The organism is Loktanella sp. DJP18 (genome assembly GCF_049310965.1).
Classification (GTDB): domain Bacteria; phylum Pseudomonadota; class Alphaproteobacteria; order Rhodobacterales; family Rhodobacteraceae; genus Loktanella.
Genome location: NZ_JBMERN010000069.1, coordinates 1 through 20,053, shown reverse-complemented (window position 1 = coordinate 20,053; position 20,053 = coordinate 1). Strand labels below are relative to the sequence as shown.

At 61.1% G+C, this 20,053-nt stretch carries 17 protein-coding genes and 1 pseudogene; 10 read left to right on the top strand and 8 right to left on the bottom strand.

Annotated elements, in window-relative coordinates:
• The first annotated feature begins 100 nt into the window (after nt 1-100).
• On the top strand, nt 101-1,267 hold the full coding sequence (locus tag ACOI1H_RS16885) for a nucleotide sugar dehydrogenase (protein WP_422439010.1): 1,167 nt from the start codon (nt 101-103) through the stop codon (nt 1,265-1,267).
• Nucleotides 1,268-1,383: 116 nt separating this feature from the next.
• On the opposite strand, the gene ACOI1H_RS16880 is transcribed toward ACOI1H_RS16885, so the two are convergent.
• On the bottom strand, nt 1,384-2,322 hold the full coding sequence (locus ACOI1H_RS16880) for an IS5 family transposase (protein ID WP_422439009.1): 939 nt from the start codon (nt 2,320-2,322) through the stop codon (nt 1,384-1,386).
• Between the two features lie 332 nt (nt 2,323-2,654).
• On the opposite strand from ACOI1H_RS16880, the gene ACOI1H_RS16875 reads away from it, so the two are divergent.
• A complete protein-coding gene (locus ACOI1H_RS16875; protein ID WP_422439008.1) occupies nt 2,655-3,662 on the top strand; it encodes a calcium-binding protein in 1,008 nt (335 codons plus the stop codon).
• A gap of 368 nt (nt 3,663-4,030) precedes the next feature.
• On the opposite strand, the gene ACOI1H_RS16870 is transcribed toward ACOI1H_RS16875, so the two are convergent.
• Both ACOI1H_RS16870 and ACOI1H_RS16865 read right to left on the bottom strand, forming a co-directional pair.
• Entirely contained in the window at nt 4,031-4,153 is a 123-nt protein-coding gene (locus ACOI1H_RS16870; RefSeq protein ID WP_422439007.1) for a hypothetical protein, read from the bottom strand.
• A 288-nt stretch (nt 4,154-4,441) separates the two neighbouring features.
• Nucleotides 4,442-6,103, bottom strand: a complete 1,662-nt coding sequence (locus ACOI1H_RS16865) for a peptidoglycan-binding protein (RefSeq protein WP_422439006.1) — start codon at nt 6,101-6,103, stop codon at nt 4,442-4,444.
• A gap of 819 nt (nt 6,104-6,922) precedes the next feature.
• Between ACOI1H_RS16865 and ACOI1H_RS16860 the strand changes: the two genes are divergently transcribed.
• Entirely contained in the window at nt 6,923-7,132 is a 210-nt protein-coding gene (locus ACOI1H_RS16860) for a hypothetical protein (RefSeq protein ID WP_422439005.1), read from the top strand.
• 50 nt (nt 7,133-7,182) lie between these two features.
• Here the strand turns inward: ACOI1H_RS16860 and rfbA are convergent, their stop codons facing one another.
• The 5 genes from rfbA to ACOI1H_RS16835 all read right to left on the bottom strand — a co-directional run bounded on the left by rfbA (nt 7,183) and on the right by ACOI1H_RS16835 (nt 11,838).
• The gene (gene rfbA / locus ACOI1H_RS16855; RefSeq protein WP_422439004.1) at nt 7,183-8,052 is read right to left on the bottom strand and encodes a glucose-1-phosphate thymidylyltransferase RfbA; all 870 of its coding nucleotides are present in this window, start codon (nt 8,050-8,052) and stop codon (nt 7,183-7,185) included.
• The gene (gene rfbD, locus ACOI1H_RS16850) at nt 8,049-8,909 is read right to left on the bottom strand and encodes a dTDP-4-dehydrorhamnose reductase (RefSeq protein WP_422439003.1); all 861 of its coding nucleotides are present in this window, start codon (nt 8,907-8,909) and stop codon (nt 8,049-8,051) included. The genes rfbA and rfbD overlap by 4 nt, the downstream gene beginning before the upstream one ends.
• Entirely contained in the window at nt 8,906-9,970 is a 1,065-nt protein-coding gene (rfbB, locus tag ACOI1H_RS16845) for a dTDP-glucose 4,6-dehydratase (RefSeq protein WP_422439002.1), read from the bottom strand. The genes rfbD and rfbB overlap by 4 nt, the downstream gene beginning before the upstream one ends.
• On the bottom strand, nt 9,967-10,665 hold the full coding sequence (gene rfbC / locus ACOI1H_RS16840) for a dTDP-4-dehydrorhamnose 3,5-epimerase (protein ID WP_422439001.1): 699 nt from the start codon (nt 10,663-10,665) through the stop codon (nt 9,967-9,969). Before rfbC ends, rfbB begins: the two co-directional genes overlap by 4 nt.
• A gap of 72 nt (nt 10,666-10,737) precedes the next feature.
• Entirely contained in the window at nt 10,738-11,838 is a 1,101-nt protein-coding gene (locus tag ACOI1H_RS16835; protein WP_422439000.1) for a hypothetical protein, read from the bottom strand.
• Nucleotides 11,839-11,984: 146 nt separating this feature from the next.
• Between ACOI1H_RS16835 and tagD the strand changes: the two genes are divergently transcribed.
• The 7 genes and pseudogenes from tagD (at nt 11,985) to ACOI1H_RS16800 (ending at nt 20,052) form a co-directional block, all read left to right on the top strand.
• Nucleotides 11,985-12,380 (top strand): glycerol-3-phosphate cytidylyltransferase, encoded by a 396-nt coding sequence (gene tagD, locus ACOI1H_RS16830; protein WP_422438999.1) that lies wholly within the window; start codon nt 11,985-11,987, stop codon nt 12,378-12,380.
• A gap of 6 nt (nt 12,381-12,386) precedes the next feature.
• On the top strand, nt 12,387-13,619 hold the full coding sequence (locus tag ACOI1H_RS16825; RefSeq protein ID WP_422438998.1) for a hypothetical protein: 1,233 nt from the start codon (nt 12,387-12,389) through the stop codon (nt 13,617-13,619).
• A gap of 55 nt (nt 13,620-13,674) precedes the next feature.
• Nucleotides 13,675-16,137: a CDP-glycerol glycerophosphotransferase family protein gene (locus tag ACOI1H_RS16820; RefSeq protein WP_422438997.1), complete on the top strand. Its 2,463-nt coding sequence runs from the start codon at nt 13,675-13,677 to the stop codon at nt 16,135-16,137.
• Nucleotides 16,134-16,754, top strand: coding sequence for a sulfotransferase family 2 domain-containing protein (locus ACOI1H_RS16815; protein WP_422438996.1), 621 nt, complete (start codon nt 16,134-16,136; stop codon nt 16,752-16,754). The genes ACOI1H_RS16820 and ACOI1H_RS16815 overlap by 4 nt, the downstream gene beginning before the upstream one ends.
• A gap of 70 nt (nt 16,755-16,824) precedes the next feature.
• Nucleotides 16,825-17,058 (top strand): annotated as a pseudogene (locus ACOI1H_RS16810) (transposase); the annotation flags it as partial.
• Between the two features lie 202 nt (nt 17,059-17,260).
• Nucleotides 17,261-18,559, top strand: coding sequence for a nucleotide sugar dehydrogenase (locus ACOI1H_RS16805; RefSeq protein WP_422438995.1), 1,299 nt, complete (start codon nt 17,261-17,263; stop codon nt 18,557-18,559).
• Between the two features lie 2 nt (nt 18,560-18,561).
• Nucleotides 18,562-20,052, top strand: a complete 1,491-nt coding sequence (locus ACOI1H_RS16800) for a glycosyltransferase family 2 protein (RefSeq protein WP_422438994.1) — start codon at nt 18,562-18,564, stop codon at nt 20,050-20,052.
• Nucleotide 20,053: the final 1 nt, after the last annotated feature.

The window sequence follows — 20,053 nt, the reverse complement described above, 5'->3', positions numbered from 1 at the left end:
GTCAGGACAAGCGATACCTTCCGTGACATGGTCAATGCGGGTTTGGTCGAAGAAGAATTCTCCGTGCCCCGATGACACATAAAAGAACGGATATCAGGTCGTGAAAATCGTGGTTGTCGGACTTGGCTACGTCGGGTTATCGAATGCCGTCCTGTTGGCGCAGCACAATGAGGTCGTGGCGGTCGATCTTGATGCTGATCGCATCGACCTTGTCAATGCGCGCCGCAGTCCGATCGAGGACGCAGAGCTTGAAGATTACCTCGCGAACCGGACATTGAATTTGACTGCGACCGCCGATCTGCAAGCCGCGATTGTGGATGCCGACTTCGTCATTGTCGCCACCCCTAGCAATTACGACCCGAAAGAGAATTTCTTTGACACCCGGTCCGTTGACGCGGTTACGCGTGCTGTTCTCGCTTCTTCACCGGATGCGCTGGTCGTCATCAAATCTACCATTCCCGTCGGTCATGTCGACAAGCTACGTCAGCAGATCGGATCGGATCACATCGCTTTCTGCCCGGAGTTTCTGCGCGAGGGGCGGGCCCTATACGACAACCTTCATCCCAGCCGGATCATTGTCGGGGCAAGGACGGAACCAGCCCGCGTGTTCGCAGATCTGTTGTTGCAAGGGGCCCTGAAAAAGAACGTCCCGTTGCTCTTTACCGACGCCTCCGAGGCCGAGGCGATCAAGCTGTTCTCCAATACCTATCTTGCGATGCGCGTTGCATACTTCAACGAGCTGGACAGCTATGCAATGGCGGGTGGTATGAATTCCCGTCAGATCATCGAAGGTGTCAGCCTCGATCCCCGTATCGGTGACCACTACAACAACCCCTCGTTCGGCTATGGCGGATATTGCCTGCCGAAGGATACCAAGCAACTCCTCGCGAATTATTCGCAGGTCCCCCAGAACATCATCCAGGCAATCGTCGATGCCAATCGCACGCGCAAGGACTTCCTTGCGGACGATATTGTGTCGCGTAAACCAAACGTTGTGGGCATTTACCGGCTCGTGATGAAATCAGGTTCCGACAATGTGCGCCAGTCATCAGTCCAAGGCATCATGAAGCGGATCAAGGCCAAGGAAATCAAAGTGATCGTTTATGAGCCCGTCCTTCAAGAGAGTACCTTTTTCGGGTCCGAGGTCGTCCGCGACCTGGCGGATTTTAAGGCGCGTGCCGATATTATTGTGGCCAACCGGCTGAACGGCGATATCGTAGATGTGGCGACAAAAGTCTTTACGCGGGACCTGTTTGGGAACGACTGACGTCGAGGCCGTGACAACATACTGGCCTGCAAAAGCTCGGCACGTGATCTCTTGCTTTGTGCGGCTGTGTTGCGCAAATCAGCTGACGAACGGTTCTCCCCTTTCCCGAGACGGATTTATCCCACGGCTTTCGTGATAGGGATGCCAAGAGCGGTGTAGCCGTTCAGGATCGCAACGCGCACCTGAACCTCAGCGACTTGGCGGTCAAAGTCGCGCGCCATCAGCCGCTGGCCCAGCAGTTTCATGCAATGCATCTTTGTCTCGACGCGGCTCCGGCGGTGGTATCCGCTCCAATTCCGCCAGAGTGCCCGACCCAGATATTTTGACGCGCGCACCGCGTCGTTCCTGGCGATGGCGATGGCACCGGCGGTGGTCGGCTTCCAAGGCTGCGCATTTCTGCGCGGCGGGATGACTGCAGAGGCTCCACGATCGGCAATGGCGTTGTGACATCGGCGCGTGTCGTAGGCACCGTCTGCAGTCACGCTGCCAATCTCTTGATCGTGCGGGATCTGGTTGAGCAGATGAGGCAACATCGGTGCATCCCCGGTGTTGCTGCCCGTGATCTCGACCGCTCTGATTTCGAGCGTTTGCTCGTCGATACCGATGTGGATCTTGCGCCAGACGCGTCGTTTTGGGCCGCCATGCTTGCGGGCGTTCCATTCGCCTTCACCCTCGACCTTGATCCCTGTGCTGTCTATCAGCAGGTGCAGCGGGCCCTTCGCGCCGCGATACGGAATGTTGACCGCAAGCGTCCTCTGCCGTCGGCAGATGGTGCTGAAGTCAGGCACAACCCAATCCAGACCTGTCAACCGCAAGAGGCTTTCCACAAAGCCCGTCGTCTGGCGAAGCGCCATCCCGAATAGCACTTTCATCGTCAGGCACGTCTGGATCGCAGCGTCACTGAACGACTGCGATCTCCCCCTCTTGCCGGAAGGTTTGGCATCCCAGTCCATCTCGGGATCGAACCAGATCGTCAATGATCCGCGACGCTTCAGCGCCGCGTTATAATCAGCCCAGTTCGTCGTCTTATAGGTAGGTGATGTCGGTTTGCTCATGCGGGCCAGCTACCACACTGGATTCACGACATGAATCCCTCACCCGCTTTGTGCAACATAGTCGCACGGCGGACCAAAAGACTTTGGACGGACGAAGAGCAGGGCCTATCAGTTTGTCATCAATTGAACTAAGGAAGATGTGTTCGGACTGCAACGTGACCTGCCTCAGCGGCAGTCCGGCGAAAGTAAAACGACAACAACCTTCAGTAAATTACCGCTGACTGGCCGTAACTGTACTGGAGATTTGGGGTGGTAGGTTTATGAACGGGAACTAGGTCCAAAAATGTGAACATGGTTCGGATTTGCTCGAACTCGTATTGTATAGGTACCTAATGTCTGATCAAACCATTAACGAGCCGATCAATTTCGGCTTGGGTCTCGTGAACGGGTCGCTTGCCCCGACCTTTACGGAGACCAACCTGGATTTCGTCGTCGAAAACTTAGTGTTCACCTATCGGGGCGCGTTTACCGCGAATGAGGCCGGACTTGCCGGCACGATCAACCGGATCGAGATCTACAACGATTCGACCCAAGTTGCCCTGATCTACGATTTGGACGCCGATCTTGCGACCTTCGGCACCTTGGCGCAATCCGACAACCCGATCCAGTCGCTGGCCTATCTGTTGCGCCAGGATGACGTCTACAATGGTTCCGAAGCGGCCGATCGCCTGTTCGTTTTCGACGGCGACGACAGGGTCTATGGCCGTGGGGGTGACGACATAATTTACGGTGGACGCGGCGAGGATCGCATGTTCGGCGGGAGCGGATCAGACAAGATGTTTGGCGACGGTGGTGCCGACGTCATGTTTGGTCGATCCGGAAACGATGTTCTGTTCGGTGGTGCTGCCGGTGACACGATTAAGGGCAACGGTGGCAACGACCGGCTTGTCGGCAAGAATGGTGGCGATGATCTGTTTGGCGGATCTGCCAACGACAGGCTGTCCGGAGGTGGGGGAAAGGATAAATTATTCGGCGGCTCGGGCAATGACAAGATTGACGGCGGGGTGGCAAAGGACATCCTGACCGGCGGCAGGGGCGCTGACGACTTCATCTTCGACGATGGCGACAGCGGTACGGGCCGGCTGAAGCGCGATGCCATTACCGACTTCGGCCGGGGGGGCGATGAACTGGACCTGCGCCGGATTGATGCCGATACCGGCGACCGGGGCGATGACGCCTTCACCTTCACTGGTCAGACTGCCGCGGCCCACGCGGTGTGGTACGACGTGAAGGGTGACGACGTCATGGTGATGGGCGATACCGACGGCGACAAGCGGGCCGATTTCCGGATCCAACTGTTGGATATCAACAGCCTGTCGATTGGCGATTTCATATTCTGACCGAACGAGACGGCCGAAACCACCGGCCTGGTTCCGCAACCTCTCAATATCGTTCGTGCGCCCGCCGTGCCTATATTGACCGTTTTCAACCCCTGTGGGGGCACCGCTCCTTGCATCCTGCAAACCAGCCAGCCTCGAACCGCCGGAGCAAAGCACGGCTTGGGCAGAGCGATCTCCACCTGCGAGTTCCGGGAGAGATCAGGGAGATCAACAGGCCTAGGCTGGGAGGCCGCGATGTCTTTTGTCACGGTTACCGGAGTGAAGGATACCGGGCAGGCCGCACCCAGCTCACCGTTGCGATACTGTCGACGCCAGATCGTCAACAGCGACCGGCACATGCCATGCCGCCGCGCCGTGGCTGCCACTTGTCAGTGGCCGAAAAAACTTTCATCAACGATCCGGAGCTTGTCCTTATTCAACCACTGCCGACGGCGAACGCCATCGGCGGCAGAGAGAACTTCGATTTGAGGGCGGTAGATGAAATCGGACATGAGGCCGGACTTATCATCGGATCGTAGCCAAAGTCAGACGGCCCTTGTCGCAGCCTTACTTTGGACCACACGTCGTGGGTGCTTTGGGATGCGAGCTTTCTGCTATAAGCTTGCATAAGGATGAGCATCATTAGCCTGCAAAAAGAATTCGACGCCGATGAGATCGCCGATTTCTTCCTGCCCATGGACATAGCAAAGACGTTCAACCGAAGTTGTCTACTGAATTAAATGTCGGGCGGCATAGGCCCGCAATGCGTCATGGCACGACAAAGCCCCGCCGAAGCGGCACTACCGGAAGGCATCCGTCAGCATCTGCGACACGGTTGCCTGATCCAGATAGCCGGTGGAAGTTAGCTGACGGTCATTCTGGTATCGGCGGATCGCCCGGCGCGTGTCGGCATCGACGGTTCCATCCACGGTTCCAGGATCGAGTCCTAGTTGCGACAGCCGCGCTTCTACGAGACGCAGACTGATCGGATCAAGCGACAGGGCGCGTTCGCCGGCGATAGCCGCGTCTGTCGCAGCCTGATCGGCATTCCTCTGTTGCAACTGCGTGATGCGGCTTGAGGCATCGTCCCGGAACGCGCCGTTCGGTTGGTCAGCCAGATAAGCTCTATAAGCGGCGACCTTGTCCCTCTTGACGGCCTTGTCCCAGGCCTCCCGGTCTGCTTGCGCAGCCGCAGCGCGATTACGTGCCCTGATTACGCCTAATGCGTCTTTAGCCTCTTTGGCGAACTCACCATCCGGGTAGCGTTCCAGATAAGCCCGCAGATCGCGGCCGGTGCCTGAGATACCCGTCTCCGCCCAAAAAGCGCGATCGGCACGCTGTTCCGCTGCACGCCGGGTTTGAGCCTCGGCCTCCAGTTGGGCCGACCGGGTCGCAGCCTGCTGATCGATCAGCGCGATCTGTTCAGCATCCAAGTAACCGCTGGCTGCCAGACCCGTGCCGCCCTGCCACGCCTTGACCGCACCACGCGTACCGGGACCGAAGATGCCGTCGATGCCGCGGGTGTCATAGCCTAGAACCTGCAAGTCACGCTGGACGGCACGACGGGCCTCCAGCGGCAGATTCAGCGCATCCTCGGTGCGCTTCAGGGCAAAGTTGGGATCGCGTAGTTCCGCCATACGCTCAGCGGCGGCACGCGCGTGAGCGCCGTCAGGATATCGATCTAGATAGCGGGCATAGCCCTGCTCGGTATCTGTGGTACGGGTCTGCTCCCAAAAGGAGGCTTCAAGCAGGCCACTGAGACTGGGAGCGTCTGGTGAGATGGTCGGTGGTGTTGGGCGGGGAGCCTGCTGTGCATTGGCCTGCACCAGCACAAGGCTGGACGGCATGAAGCCGGAGCCCGTCAGATCGCGGCTTCGACGCACGCCGGCGATGACATCGCCACCCGGTATCGCGATGACACGGCTCAGCAGATCAGCCGTGGCCGCAACGCTGCCCTGTACGACCGTCACGCCGCTCGGGATATCCAGATCCCCGATACCGGCTTGCAGCCCATTGCCCAGATCACCGCCGTCGCGCACCTCATGACCGAGGACCAGAACGGCGGCACCGGGCGTCTGCCCCAATCGTTCCAGCGCCGTTTCAACAGAGAGTGCTCCATTCCCTACGCTGAACGGTCTCGGCGTTGCAGCATTGGCAGGCAAAAGCCACGTGCGCTGGCCGTCAGTGAAAAACTGGCCGGCTAGGACCACGACCAGCCTGTCCGCGGCCGACGCTTCTGCGGCAAAGTTATTGGCCTGCGCCTGCAACCCACCAGACGCGCCGGTGCCATAAACGGTAAAACCCATATCCTGCAGGTCCGCACCTGCTTGGGTAATCTGATCCGCGCCGCGCACGTCGCGCAGGGTATCGTAGTCCGAGATGCCGACGATCAGGGCCGAATCCTCAGCCTGCGCCAGAGATGCGGTGCAGAACAGAACAGTGGAAAGTAAAAGATGACGCATGACATGCTCCTCGTTGATGAGTATCGAAGCTGCGGTGGTCTTCGATCAATAGGCAGGCCCGGAGTTAGGTGTGAACCGCGCCGGGTTTGCCGGAAACCACCTTCAATTTAAGTGACCCTATCTAGCGTAGCATGCTGCGCATAGTAGTTGGCTTCAAACTCAGCAGGCGGAATGTTCCCGGAGGTAGGACGCCAGAGGGGAAGGCGCAGATCGCTGAGGCGCAGCGCCAGCGATGGACCGCATATCGCCAGCAACAGGGGGCCGGTGCAACGGGTTGCAAATGTCAGGTTTTGTAAGGTTTCTGGACGCCGAAAGGCGCGGGCCACTGTTGAGAATTGTTAAGGTTTCGAGCGCCGCAGGGGCAGCTTACCAGGGCATCCAACCCCGTGGCCGTCGCGGCGTTGAAGCGGGCATTTTATCACATGCTGCGCCACGGATGCGAACCGCACACCATCTGATTGACGCCTGCTCGAGGTGGCCGCGTCCCCGCGCCGTGGGGATGCCCTGAAAAGTCATCCTGCCTATCTGTCTGTAGGGTTGGACCAGGACGGGCGCGGCACCTATGGCATTCGCCATATCACGACCCCCGGCGCACCGCCCCAGCTGGCCGAGGTGATGAACCGGGAAGCATCGCTGCGATGTCTGTCCAAGGTGACGGCATCGCGGGGCTTTCCGATGGTATCGACGGCAGGCCGCGCATGACCCTGGCACATGGCAATTCATGGCATCAGGTGGTGGATTATTTAGCTTGCGGGTCGCCTTTAGGGCCAATGGGATAGCCCGTCTGTGGACCCCTATTTAATCCAAGGAAACCAAACGATGCCCGGACCTGACCCGCAAGCCATATGGATCGAGGATGGCCCGAACGGAGGCTTTTCGATCTCCTTCGAGAAATACTTCTGGACCGGCAAGACAGGTCACCGCGCGGCGCGAGCGGATTTTTCAAGCGACGCCCTGATCCGCGCACCACCATCGCGGTCAAGATTTGCGACCGCGATGATGGCCACGGCACGCGCGGTCCCAGAGTAGAGTACCCCCGGGACGGCGGCGTCACCGATGCCTGCAGGATTCGTCCCCCGTCATAATAGTCCGCGTAGATACGTCCCGTAATCCGTCTTGGCGTAGCGATCCGCCAAGGTGCCCAGTGCATCTGCGTCGATCCAGCCCTGCTGGTAGGCGATCTCTTCGGGGCAGCCGGTCTGCATGCCCTGGCGCGACTGCAGCGTGCGCACGAAATTGCTCGCGTCCAGCAGGCTGCCGTGGGTGCCGGTGTCGAGCCAGGCATAGCCCCGGCCCATGCGTTCCACCGTCAGGCTACCGTCGGCCAAATAGGTTTCCAGCAGGGACGTGATCTCGAGCTCGCCCCGCGCGGACGGTGTGATGCCGCGCGCGCGCGCCGGGGCCGTGCTGTCTAGGAAATAGAGTCCGGTCACCGCGTAGGGCGACGGCGGAACCTCCGGCTTCTCCACAATTTGCGTGACGGTGCCGGCCTTGTCCATGCCCACGACGCCATACCGTTCGGGGTCCGACACGCGATAGCCGAAGACGGTGCCCCCGCTGGCGCGGGCATCCGCGCTGGCCAGCATCTCGGGCAGGCCATGGCCAAAGAAGATATTGTCGCCCAGCACCATCGCCGAGGGTGCGCCGTCCAGGAAGTCCTCACCTACCAGATAGGCCTGCGCCAGCCCGTCGGGGCTGGGCTGCACCAGCCAGGTGATGGACAAGCCCCATTGCGATCCGTCGCCCAACAGGTGCTGGAACTGCGCCTGGTCGGTGGGCGTGGAGATGATCCCGATCTGCCGGATGCCGGCGAGCATCAGCACCGACAGGGGATAATAGATCATCGGCTTGTCGTAGATCGGCATTAGCTGTTTCGACAGCCCCTGCGTGATCGGCCAGAGCCGCGAGCCGGTGCCGCCGGCGAGGATCAGGCCCTTGCGGGTGGTCATGGGGTCGTCTCCTCGATGATGCGGGCCAGCCCCGCGCGCCAGTCCGGGCGGTCGATGCCGAAGGCGGTTTTCAGGCTGGTGCAGTCCAACCGAGAATTGGCTGGCCGCGCGGCGGGGGTGGGATAATCGGCAGTGGTGATGTCCGTCACGGTGACGCCGCGACCTGCGACATCGAAGATCGCGCGGGCGAAGTCGGCCCAGCTCACGTCGGGGACACCGCTGAAATGATGCACCCCGCCTTGGCCACGGCCCTCCACCAGCGCCTGCGCGATGGTCAGGCAGGCATCCGCGATAGCGTCTGCGGGCGTCGGTCCGCCGATCTGGTCGGCCACCACGCGCAGCGTGTCATGTGTCTGTGACAGGCGCAGCATGGTGGTGACGAAGTTCTTTCCCATGCCGTCGAACACCCAGGCGGTGCGCAGCACCACGGCCCGCGCGCCGCTGTCCAGCACCAGACGCTCGCCCGCCAGCTTGCTGCGCCCATAGGCCCCCAGCGGCCCGGTGGGATTCTCGGGCCGCCAGGCGGGACCGGGGGCACCGTCAAAGACGTAATCGGTCGAGATATGGACGAAGGGCAGCCCCTGCGCGGCACAGGCCCGCGCCATGGCACCCGGCGCTTCGGCGTTGACGATATGGGCCGCAGCCGCGTGATCCTCGGCCGAGTCCACGGCCGTCCAGGCGGCGGCATTGATCACCGCCTGCGCATCGGTCGCGGCAATGGCCGCTGCACAGACGGCGGGATCCGACAGGTCGGCCTGCGCGCGGCTCAGGCTCTGCACGGCCACGCCCCGCGCGGGTCCCGCGAGGGCCAGCGCCCGCGCGACCTGACCGGTTTCGCCGAAGACGAGGACTTTCACGGCACGACCTTGGCCGGGGCAGTGCTGTCCGTGCCGAGCCGCACACCCACCCCGTCGCGCCCCTGCAACGGCTGCCACCAGTCCGCATTGTCCAGATACCAGTCCACAGTCCGCTCCAGCCCCTGTTCCAGCGTCACCGAAGGCCGCCAGCCTAGATCGGCCCGGATGCGGGTGGGGTCGATGGCGTAGCGCGCATCATGGCCCGGACGGTCGGTGACGTGGGTGATCAAGTCCGCGTGGGGGGCGTGGTCCGGCCGACGGTCGTCTAGGATCGCGCAGATGGCCTGCACGATGTCTATGTTGCGCGCCTCGTTCTCGCCGCCGATGGCGTAGGTCGATCCAGGGGCCGCCCGGGTCAGCACGGTGAGCAGCGCATCGGCGTGATCCTCGACGTAAAGCCAGTCGCGCACGTTCAGCCCCGCGCCGTAGATCGGCAACGGCTTGCCCGCTAGAGCGTTCAGGATCGTCACGGGGATCAACTTCTCGGGGAATTGCCGCGGCCCGTAGTTGTTGGAACAGTTCGTCAGCAGGATCGGCAGGCCATAGGTCTCGCCCCAGGCGCGCACCAGGTGGTCCGACCCCGCCTTGCTGGCCGAATAGGGCGAGCGCGGGTCGTAGCGGGTGTCCTCGTCGAACATCCCCGTCTCGCCGAGCGATCCGAAGACCTCGTCGGTCGAGATATGATGGAAACGGAAGGTCTCGGGACGCCCCTGCTCTGTCCAGTAGCTCCGCGCGGCCTCCAGCAGACGGAAGGTGCCCAGCACATTGGTCTCGACAAAGGCGGCGGGGCCGTCGATGGACCGGTCAACATGGCTTTCGGCGGCCAGATGCATCACCGCATCGGGCTGATGGTCGGCTAGGACTGTATCCAGTGCAGCCCCATCGCGGACGTCGACATGGGCGAAGGCATAGGCCCGATTCTCTGCCACGGCCGCCAGGCTCGCCGGGGCGGCCGCATAAGTCAGGCTGTCGACGTTGATGACCTGATGGCCATCCCGGATCGCCTGAAGGACGACGGCAGACCCGATGAACCCGGCCCCGCCGGTGACGAGGATCTTCATGGGGTGTCCTCCAAGATGAATGGCGTGTCGAAATCTGCGAACCATCCGGCCGCCGCGTCCTTGTCCGACAGCACGGCATCCCGGGGCGCGATACCCCAGTCGATGCCGAGGTCGGGGTCGTCGAAGCGGATCGCCCCTTCGCACGCGGGCGCATAGGTGTCGGAGCATTTGTAGGCCACCACCGTATCCGGTGCCCGCGTGACAAAACCGTGCAGAAACCCCGCAGGGATCAGCAGCTGACGGTTGTTGTCGGCCGAGAGGGTCACGCTGATCCATTGGCCGAACGTGCGCGAGTTCCGACGGACGTCCACGGCCACATCCCTGATTTCACCGACCAGAACGCGCACCAGCTTGGTCTGGGCATGCGGTGGCGACTGATAGTGCAGCCCTCTCACAGTGCCCTGGTCGCGGCTCCAAGACTGGTTGTCCTGAACAAAGGTGGTGTGAATCCCCAAATCCGCCAGGGCTTCGCGGTTGTAGGTCTCCTGGAAGGACCCACGCGCGTCGGAGAAAATTCTGGGGGTCAGTACAAGGACACCGTCCAGATCTGTCGTCTCTACATTCTTCGTCTGCTTTCCGAGCGTTGAGCCAACCCATAAGCGAAGGTGCCCTGCAAATCCATCCTTCGGCGGCCGGCCCGACCGATTTCCTCGCCGAGCGGATAGGTCGGGGCAGGATGTCGTCTGGGTCCGCACTTTCGGCCGTCGGGATCCTTCGCAGAGCGTCCAGGATGATCCCTTGTTCCAGGCCGCAGCCCGTCACCCACCTCAGTTCCCTGCTCCGTTCAACCAGGCCAAGGCGGTGGCCTGCGCCCTGCGACCCGTCAGGACGGCTCGTGCTTGGGTGGCGGCATGGCCCGCCACATCGGCCAGAGGGACCGGATGCGTCTCGGACATGACTCCGATATCGTCAAAGAACCTCGACCGTCCCACAAGCCCGCCCAGGTAGGTCTGCATCGGCGCGAACCGTTTTGCCATCTCGGCCCGGACGGCGGACCCGAAGACCTCGATCTCGGCGTTGGGTGGCAAGGTCATGCGCTGGCGATGCGCCAGCAAGGTCTTCTGCATCGACCGCGCCACCGGTACAGGCAGTTCGCGGTTGGCGCGCAGGACGAGGTCGTAAAGCGCATAAGGAATGGATGGATTGACCGGACCTTTCGCGGGCGTGAATCGGCTAGTGTCGATCCCGAAAGTTCTCGTGAAATGCGGCTCCGACCCTCCGGCGGCCATGATCTCACTGTAGGAATGCACGAACAGCCGGCTGCCCGGCACAGCATCGGCCCAGGGACGCAAGGCCTGTTCGAAATTGAAATGCGCCGTACGATAAAGATCCGCGGCACCCCCCGCGGACAGGGGCCTGGGTCTGCGCCCGAATTTCAGCATCTGGCTGTACCAGGCACCCAGGTGCAGGTCGGGGCGGCGCAGGGTCATGTAGAGCGAGACATCCGCGATCCCCAGTGCCTCTAGCATCTGGCCCACCAGCGCGGGCTGACGGGTGCCGTAGTGAGAGAACACTTCCGAGCACAGCAGCAGGGTCTGCGCCCCCGTCCGGGCCAGATCATCACGAATAGACTGGAACATCTGCGCCGCTGTCGGAAGCGGCTGGTAGCGGTCGGGAATGAAGTTTCCCTTTAACGCCTCGGTCTGCATGACATAGCCGATATGATTGTGCGGTGATTTGACCTTGAACGTCAGGCCCACGTCCGGATCGCCGCCCGCAAGCAGCGCGCGCGCGTAGGCCTGCCCCTGCGGTTCCACAAACGGGTAGAGGATGCAGTCGGCCAGCAGGACACCGGCGTTCCGGGTGAACATCTCCTGAAGTGCGCTTGATCCGGTCTTGTGGTGACCAAGGTAGATGATGCACTTCATCGCCAATCCTTTCCGAGCCGCACCGTGATCACGGTGCGACACACCGATCCCAAAACATGACGCACCAGCGCCTGACGCGGGCACAGCTTGAAATTTGCCATTTACACATGCTAACGGGTCGCATGCGAAAACGGGGCGGGCAAGACGTGAAAAAGATCATCACCTATGGCACATTCGATACGTTGCACTATGGGCATATCCTGCTGCTCCAACGCGCCCGTGCGCTTGGCGATCACCTGACCGTGGCTCTGTCCAGCGATGCCTTCAACCGTATCAAGGGCAAGGCGTCGCATTTCGACTACACGCAGCGTCGCGCCATGCTGGAAGCTATCCGCCACGTCGATGTAATCATTCCCGAGGACAACTGGGAGCAAAAACGAAAGGATGTAACCGCATATGGAATCCACATCGTCATCATGGGCGACGACTGGACCGGTAAATTCGACTTCCTGTCGGACCTGTGTGAGGTGATCTACCTCCCCCGCACGCCCAGCATTTCCTCGACGGCGATCAAGCTAATCCATAGCACACCGGCCCAGTAGACCGTTGTGAGCACACGCCGCTTTCGCACATTGCGCGCGTTGCGCGGCCTGCATCGACACTTGTCCTGCGTGGTGATGGGAAATCTGGCAGGTTTGGCCATCGTCGCGCTGACCGGCCGTCCCGCTTTGGCTCGCGAGGCGGCGGCGCTCTTCCTGCAGGATCGCTGGGTGACGGGAAGCCATCGGCTCAACTGGTATCTGCGCCATAGCCGGATTGGCCTCCTTGCGGGGTTGGATGCACCGCTCTTCGACCCCACCACGCAGATGCCGGACGCGGCCGTCGCTGTGCTGGATGACTGGCTGGCGGGCCGCAGCGACCTGCGCCACCGCTTGGCAAGACTTCACGTACAGGCGCAAAGGATTATCAGCGCCTCCGATGTGCCGACGCAGACGGCGGCCATGGCAGGATTTGAGGCCATCGTAGCCCCCTTGGTGCGCGATCTGCCAGTCGTCGATCCGGCGGCCCCCGCGGTGCCCGCCGGCCCCGCTCCAGCCTTCGGCCTTCTGCATGCCCGGGCCGCCCTGATCGCGCTGCGACGGATCGAGATGCCGTGGTATGTCATCTCAGGCACCTTCCTCGGCGCGGTGCGCGAAGGCACTTTTTTGGCCCACGACTACGACATTGACGTGGGCGTACACGCCGAGGATTTTGACGATGCATCCTTTCGCGCGCAGATCGCGGCGGCACCGGACCTAGTTCTGGTAAACACCAGCGCCCATCTTGACCTAGCGTTGCAACCGGACGGGCTGTGGCGCGGCACTCTGCGGCCCGCGCTCTACCGGGTGCTACATGCCAGCGGGATCGGCATCGACGTCTTCGTGCATTACTTGGACGGCGACCTACGCTGGCACGGATCGGCCAAGCATCGCTGGGACAACCACGATTTCGCCCTGAAAGATTACACCATCGCGAGTCTGCCCGTGCGCGGCCCCGCCGACGCGGACCGCTATCTTGCGGAAAACTATGGCAACTGGCGCACCCCAGTGACTCAGTTCAACTGTTCCACCGGAACTCCCAACGTGCGGTTCCCGCACAATCCCGCCGCCTTGGCCGAGCATCTGCGCATCGCCCTGCGCCGCACCCCCTCGCGCGAGGTCCAAGTCGCCCGGCTGATCCTGTGGCAGGAAGGTCACTTGACGCGCAGCGGCGCGGATGGCACGACCTTCACCCTTGTACCGCATAGCACGCGGCCGATGGCGGATCGGGATTGCCCTGCGCCCTCGGACACCGCTAGGTAGGCCCTGATCTATAGGACCGTCCCCGCGTCCGGCTGTCAGAAAGGTCCATTCTTCCGTGTCACGCCTTCCCGCCATGATTACTCAATCCCTCATTAAACTGCACCTGAGGCTGCGAGGATTCGGGCTCTATCGGACGACCTACGAGCAGGCTAAGTCGCGGGTGACCCAGTACCTGAACCGCAACAGCCGGGCCGAACGGCTGTTCTGCACCCATTACATCGACACGCCACTCGATCCCTCCGTGATCCTTTACGAAAGTTTTCACGCCTCGGGCGTTGCCTGCAGTCCCGCCGCGATCTGTGACGCCGCCCTGCGCGATCCACGGTGCGCGGACTTCACCCATGTTTGGGTCGTCGACACGCCTGCGGCGGTGCCGGCGCATTTGCGCAGACAGGCAAATGTCCGAATCCTCGACCGAGGCAACGACGATTACCCCCGTTTTCTGGCTACGGCGAAGTATCTGATCAACAACTCCACCTTTCCCGCTTGGTATCTGCGCCGGGACGGTCAGGTCTATCTCAATACCTGGCATGGCATCCCCCTGAAGACGATGTTCAGCGACGAGAAGGGCGCACCGGCACGCTATGCCAACAGCCAGCGCAATTTCCTGCAAGCCAGTCATATCGTGCTGGCGGGCGACTATGCGACGGACCATCTGCTGGGACCGGCCGGAATCGCGCCGCTGGGACGGCGCAAAACCTTTCACATCGGCACGCCGCGCATCGACCGCACGCTGGCCACCCGCGCCGCTTGGACGGCCGATCCCGGCCGGCGTCACATCCTTTTCGCGCCCACATGGAAGGGCGAACTGGAGCGGGCCGAGACCCAGATCCCCGACATCGCGGCCGTCATCGCGGCTCTGTCGCAGGATGACGGTCCGCCAGTCACTCTGCACGTGAAGGCGCATAACTTCAATCGCGACGACCTGGCTACCCTGCCCGCCGGCACCGACCGGATGACCACGCGCCCAGTGCCGCCACACGCGGATATCAACGACGTCATGGCACGGATGGATGTGGTCGTCACCGATTACTCCAGCCTGCTGTTCGACGCGCTTGCCGCCGATATTCCCACCGTCCTTTTCGTGCCGGACCTTGACGCCTACCGCGCCGCACGGGGCATCTACATCGACCTGGACACCCTACCCGCCGCTGTCTGCCACACGGCAGATGCTCTGCACAGGGCCTGCGCCGACCCCCGCGCACCGTCGGCGTTTCCTGCCGATCTCTACGCCGCGGCCCGCGCCACCTATTTCGCGAGCGAGGACGGCCAGGCTAGCGCCCGCGCGCTGGACCTGATCCTGAATGACGGGCCGCAACCCACCCCGGCGAGCACGAGCACCAAACCGGTGCTCGCCTTCATGATGGGAGGATTTCTGCGTAACGGGATCACCACCTCGGCGCTCAACCTGCTGTCGCACGTGGACACGGACCGCTACGAGGTCATGCTGCTAACGGACGGGGCCGCGTTACAGCCCGTTGCCTGGGAGCTTCTTGCCGAAGTGCCTGCCTCGGTTATGGTCGTCCACCGGACAGGCCGCGAAGTCTTTACTTTTGGCGAACGGGCCGCCAAGTTGGCCTTCTATGTTAACAACCGCCTAGAAGATCCCGCACAGATTGCGCTCATGGAACGTGCGATGGCACGCGAGGCACGCCGGATCATCGGCCCGGTCGCGCTGGAGGCCGCCATCGAGTTTTCCGGCTACCAGCGGATGTGGGCCTGGATTATCGCGATGGCAAATGCGCGCCGGCACATCATCTATCAGCACAACGACATGGCCTCCGAACGGGACCTGCGCTTTTCCTTGCTGGATGGCGTATTCTTCACCTATCACTACTTCGACAGGATTGTGGCAGTCTCCGACGAAACCCGCGATTTGAACGCGGCCAACCTGGCGTCGCAGTACGGTGCGGCAGTGCCCTGCACCGTGCGCAACATGATCAACCTTACGCGCATCGCCGAAGGCCGCGCGGCCGATCTGCCGGACCCGGTGTCGCCCGACACGATCGATTTCATCACCATCGGGCGGTGTTCGGCCGAAAAGAACCACGCCATGCTGCTGGACGCCTTCGCGCTGGTCTATGCCCGCCATCCAGACGCACGCCTGACGATCTTGGGCGAAGGTCCGCTTCTGGAAGAGACACGCACTCGGCGCGACGAACTGGGCCTGGCAGCCGTGGTGCGGATGCCGGGCTTTTCCGATCGTGCCTTGGCCTGGCTGGACCGGTCTGACTGCTTCGTGCTGCCCTCGCGCTACGAAGGCCAGCCGATGGTCATCCTGGAAGCGCTGGCCTTGGGCAAACCGGTGATCGTGACAAACATCCCTGGATCACGCGGTGCCTTGGACGGCGGGTTCGGTTTCATCGCCGAGGGTACCGGAGCCAATGCCTTCGCCTTGGCTATGCTGGATTTCATCGCCGGCCGCATCATGTTCAAGCAGTTCGATGCCGAAGCTTATAACGCCGCCGCTTTGTCAGATTTCAGTACGCTTCTTGCGCCTGCAAAGGGCACGCCGTGACCCTGCTAAAAGCAAACGGCAAACTGTTCTATTTCGCCCATATCCCCAAGACGGGTGGCAGCAGCGTGGAAACCGCAATGCGAAAGGCGGGGGCCAAGCGGGCGCTGCATTTCCACAAGCGGCTGGATTACGTGCGGTGTAATCTGCAACACATGCATGCGGAACTGTTCGACACGTTCATTCCTCCGAAGTTCTACGATAAAGGCTTTTGCGTGGTGCGTCATCCGATAGCGCGCTTGGTCAGCGAATACCGCTGGCGCCAGACCCTTAATCAAGCGGACCTGCCCTTTGACGGATGGGTGCGCAGACAGATCGCGGCGTATGCGAAGGACCCCTATGTGCTGGATAACCATATTCGTCCGCAGCATGAATTCATCGGCAAAAAGATCAAGGTGTTCCGGTTCGAGGAAGGCATGGATGTCATTCTGGGCAAAATGTCACGAGTAACCGGCTTAACGCTGAACCCCAAAACCCATGTCCGCAAGCCCGAAACCCGCACGCATATGACTTGGTCGCCAGAAACCCGTGCCTTGGCCCTGCGCTTTTATGAAATGGATTTCGTTAGGCTCGACTACAAGTACGATACTGACATTCCATATTTGAGTCTGGCGCGCTAGGATCAGAATCCTAAATAGCCTCGTGTATCGTGGACGCCTTCTTAGCTAATTTTGAAGCAAGGAGGTCGTTATGGGCAGCAACACTTACAGTGACGATTTAAAGCGGGACGCAGTCGCGCAGATCACCGGACAAGGAGACCCAGTCAGGGAGTTCTCCGATGGTCTCGGCGTCAGTGCGTATTCCCTCTACGCTTGGAAAAAGAGGTTTTCAGAGGCGGCCTCAAACGAAGCTTCGAGTGATGCAGAGATCCGGCGTCTGAAGCCGGAGTTGGCGCGGGTGACTGAGGAAAGTGATATCTTCAGGAACCGTCCCGGGTTTGGGCCTGCCTATGCGCAATAGAAACAACCTGTTACATCCGAAACAGACAGCGGAACCGCGGAGTTACCGATGCAGGTCACAGTTTCATTGATCCCAAAGATGATCCCGCATAGATACGGCCCTACATCCGATCAGCATGGCTGATCCACGTTTGCGCAAGCAAGAACGAACGCCCTGGAGACATGTCTTGAGTCCTGATCTTACGCTTTCCAACTGCCGCATCGCCGTCATCGGCCTGGGCTATGTCGGGCTTCCGCTCGCCGTGGAACTTGGGCGGAAGTATCCCACCCTGGGTTTCGACACCAATGCCGCACGGGTCGAAAGTCTTCGGAGCGGGCACGATGCCACGGGCGAAGTTGAGGTCGGCGTCCTTACCGATGTGCAGCATCTTCGGTTCTCGCACGAGGCCACCGACCTCGATGATTGCAACGTCTTCATCATTGCCGTTCCGACGCCGATCGACGCGTCGCAGCGACCGGATCTGGCGCCGCTGATCGGCGCGTCGCGCACCGTCGGAAAGGCCATCAGGACGGGCGACCTCGTGATCTACGAATCCACGGTCTACCCCGGTGCAACAGAGGACGACTGCATTCCTGTGGTGGAGTCCGTGTCCGGCCTGACCTACAACGTGGACTTCTATGCAGGCTACAGCCCGGAGCGCATCAACCCCGGCGATAAGGCGCGGCCACTCACGAAGATCACCAAGGTCACGTCGGGCTCGACCCCGCAGATCGCGCAGTTCGTGGACGACCTTTATGCCAGCATCATCGAGGCAGGCACCTTCCGCGCCTCCTCGATCCGCGTGGCCGAAGCCTCGAAAGTCATCGAGAACACGCAGCGTGACGTTAACATCGCGCTCATCAACGAGCTGTCGATCGTCTTTTCCCATATCGGGATCGATACTAACGAGGTTTTGGACGCCGCCGCGACCAAGTGGAACTTCGTGCGGCTGCGTCCCGGTCTTGTCGGCGGGCATTGCATCGGCGTCGACCCCTACTACCTCATTCACAAGTCAATGGCCGTCGGCCATATCCCCGACATCATCCGCTCTGCCCGCGAGATCAACGACGGCATGGCCCGCAACGCCGTTACACGACTGGTCAAGAAAATGATCGACCGCGACCTGCGGGTGAAGGGCGCGCGGGTGCTGGTCGCGGGCTTCACCTTCAAGGAAAACTGTCCCGATACACGCAATACCAAGGTAGTCGACCTGGTCGCCAGCCTGAAGACCTACGGCATGGTCGTCGATATCGTGGACACTTGGGCCAACCCCGAGGAAGTTCAGGAGGAATACGGTTTGCAGATTGCAACGTCCCTGCCTGAGGTCACGTCGGACCAGGCCTACGACGCCGTGCTTCTGGCCGTCTCGCACGACGATCTGGTTGCCAGCGGTCCCGCCTCGCTGCGTGCCATGATCAAGCCTAGCGGCATCCTGTTCGACCTCAAGGCCGTCTTCGGCATCAATGAAAGCGATCTGAGGCTGTAGATATGGATCGCGACGATGCCGCACAGGTTGAGACCGTCAGCACCTCGCCTCTGTTTGACGCGACTTGGTACAGTGACCGCTATCCCGACGTGGGCATTCTGGGCATGGACCCCGCTCGTCATTACGTCAGATACGGCAGTATCATCGGCCGGGATTCCGGCCCCGACCTGCCGACCGCTTTTGCCAGGCGCGCTTTCGGGATCCGCCCGCCACAGGACCCGATTTCGTGGATGGCCGCGCAGGCGGATGCTACAACGGGCCACGCTCAATACAATCCAAAGTCAGTGCTGATCGCAGCCAGCGAAGTCGCAAAACGCGGCGACCATGATAAGGCTATCGGTCTGGCCGAAACATACCTGCCTGATGAACTAGCTCATACTGTGGATATACTGCATTCCAACGCGGCACTGGACCGCTCCGATGTCGACGGCTGGGTTAATGGGGTCAACGGCTATCTAGCTCATTTTAATATTGCCCCGCTGCGCCTGCAAGGCTTTGGCACGCACTTTAACCAGCTGTCTTGCGACGCCCTTCCCGCCGTCACAGGGGGGCCATTGATCTCAGTCATCATGCCCGCTTGGAACGCGGAACGCACCATCCGCAAAGCAACCGCGTCGATCCTTGACCAGACCTGGCAGAATCTGGAATTGCTGATCGTCGATGATTGTTCCTCCGACGGGACATGGTCGGCCCTGCAGGATATCGCGGCCCGCGACAGCCGCGTGAAGATCATGCGCAACGTCGTCAATACCGGCCCCTATGTAGCCAAGAACATTGCACTGACACAGGCCTCGGGCGAATGGGTTACCGGGCACGACGCCGATGACTGGGCGCATCCGCAGCGTATAACCAATCACATCGCGTTGGCGAAGGCGCAGGACTGCGACGCTAGCCTAACCTACATGCTGCGCATGCTGGAAAACGGAAAGACCGAATACCTCTCGGATATCGGCGGGTTCTCGACCGATGGCGTTTGCCGCGTCTCCTCGATCTCGACCCTTTTCCGGGGTAAATTCATCCGCAACAAACTGGGGTTCTGGGATACGGTCAGGTTCGGCGCGGACAGCGAAATGATCTCGCGCGCAAGGGTCCTACTGGGCGATGGGTTCCGTAATTTTGAAACCATCGGCATGATCTGCCTCGATACGCCCAATACGCTGACCAATAATGTCATGACTGGAATCCGCACGGCAACCGGACTGTCTCCCGTCCGAAAGGCCTACAAGGACAGTTGGGCAAAGCTGCATCTGAAAATGCCCGCCCGAGATTGCTATCTACCGTTCCTGCAGAAGCATCGGCGCTACGAATCCCCTGCAGAGATGGTTGTCCCGAACGACCGGATTATCCAGGCGCAGCCCGATATCGCAAGTCATCTGACCGAAAAATCCAGTTTGCATATACCGCGCATCGCCAGACATGATAATTATACTGTCCCCGATCCCACTCAGAGCATCACAACAAAAAAAGAAAAACTCATTTTCTCAATAAAGTAGG

Excerpts from the sequence above, each read along its gene's own strand:
- ACOI1H_RS16880 (WP_422439009.1), bottom strand. The coding sequence starts at position 2,322 with ATGAGCAAACCGACATCACCTACCTATAAGACGACGAACTGGGCTGAT.
- ACOI1H_RS16875 (WP_422439008.1), top strand. The coding sequence starts at position 2,655 with ATGTCTGATCAAACCATTAACGAGCCGATCAATTTCGGCTTGGGTCTC.
- ACOI1H_RS16870 (WP_422439007.1), bottom strand. The coding sequence starts at position 4,153 with ATGTCCGATTTCATCTACCGCCCTCAAATCGAAGTTCTCTCTGCCGCC.
- ACOI1H_RS16865 (WP_422439006.1), bottom strand. The coding sequence starts at position 6,103 with ATGCGTCATCTTTTACTTTCCACTGTTCTGTTCTGCACCGCATCTCTG.
- ACOI1H_RS16860 (WP_422439005.1), top strand. The coding sequence starts at position 6,923 with ATGCCCGGACCTGACCCGCAAGCCATATGGATCGAGGATGGCCCGAAC.
- rfbA (WP_422439004.1), bottom strand. The coding sequence starts at position 8,052 with ATGACCACCCGCAAGGGCCTGATCCTCGCCGGCGGCACCGGCTCGCGG.
- rfbB (WP_422439002.1), bottom strand. The coding sequence starts at position 9,970 with ATGAAGATCCTCGTCACCGGCGGGGCCGGGTTCATCGGGTCTGCCGTC.
- ACOI1H_RS16835 (WP_422439000.1), bottom strand. The coding sequence starts at position 11,838 with ATGAAGTGCATCATCTACCTTGGTCACCACAAGACCGGATCAAGCGCA.
- ACOI1H_RS16800 (WP_422438994.1), top strand. The coding sequence starts at position 18,562 with ATGGATCGCGACGATGCCGCACAGGTTGAGACCGTCAGCACCTCGCCT.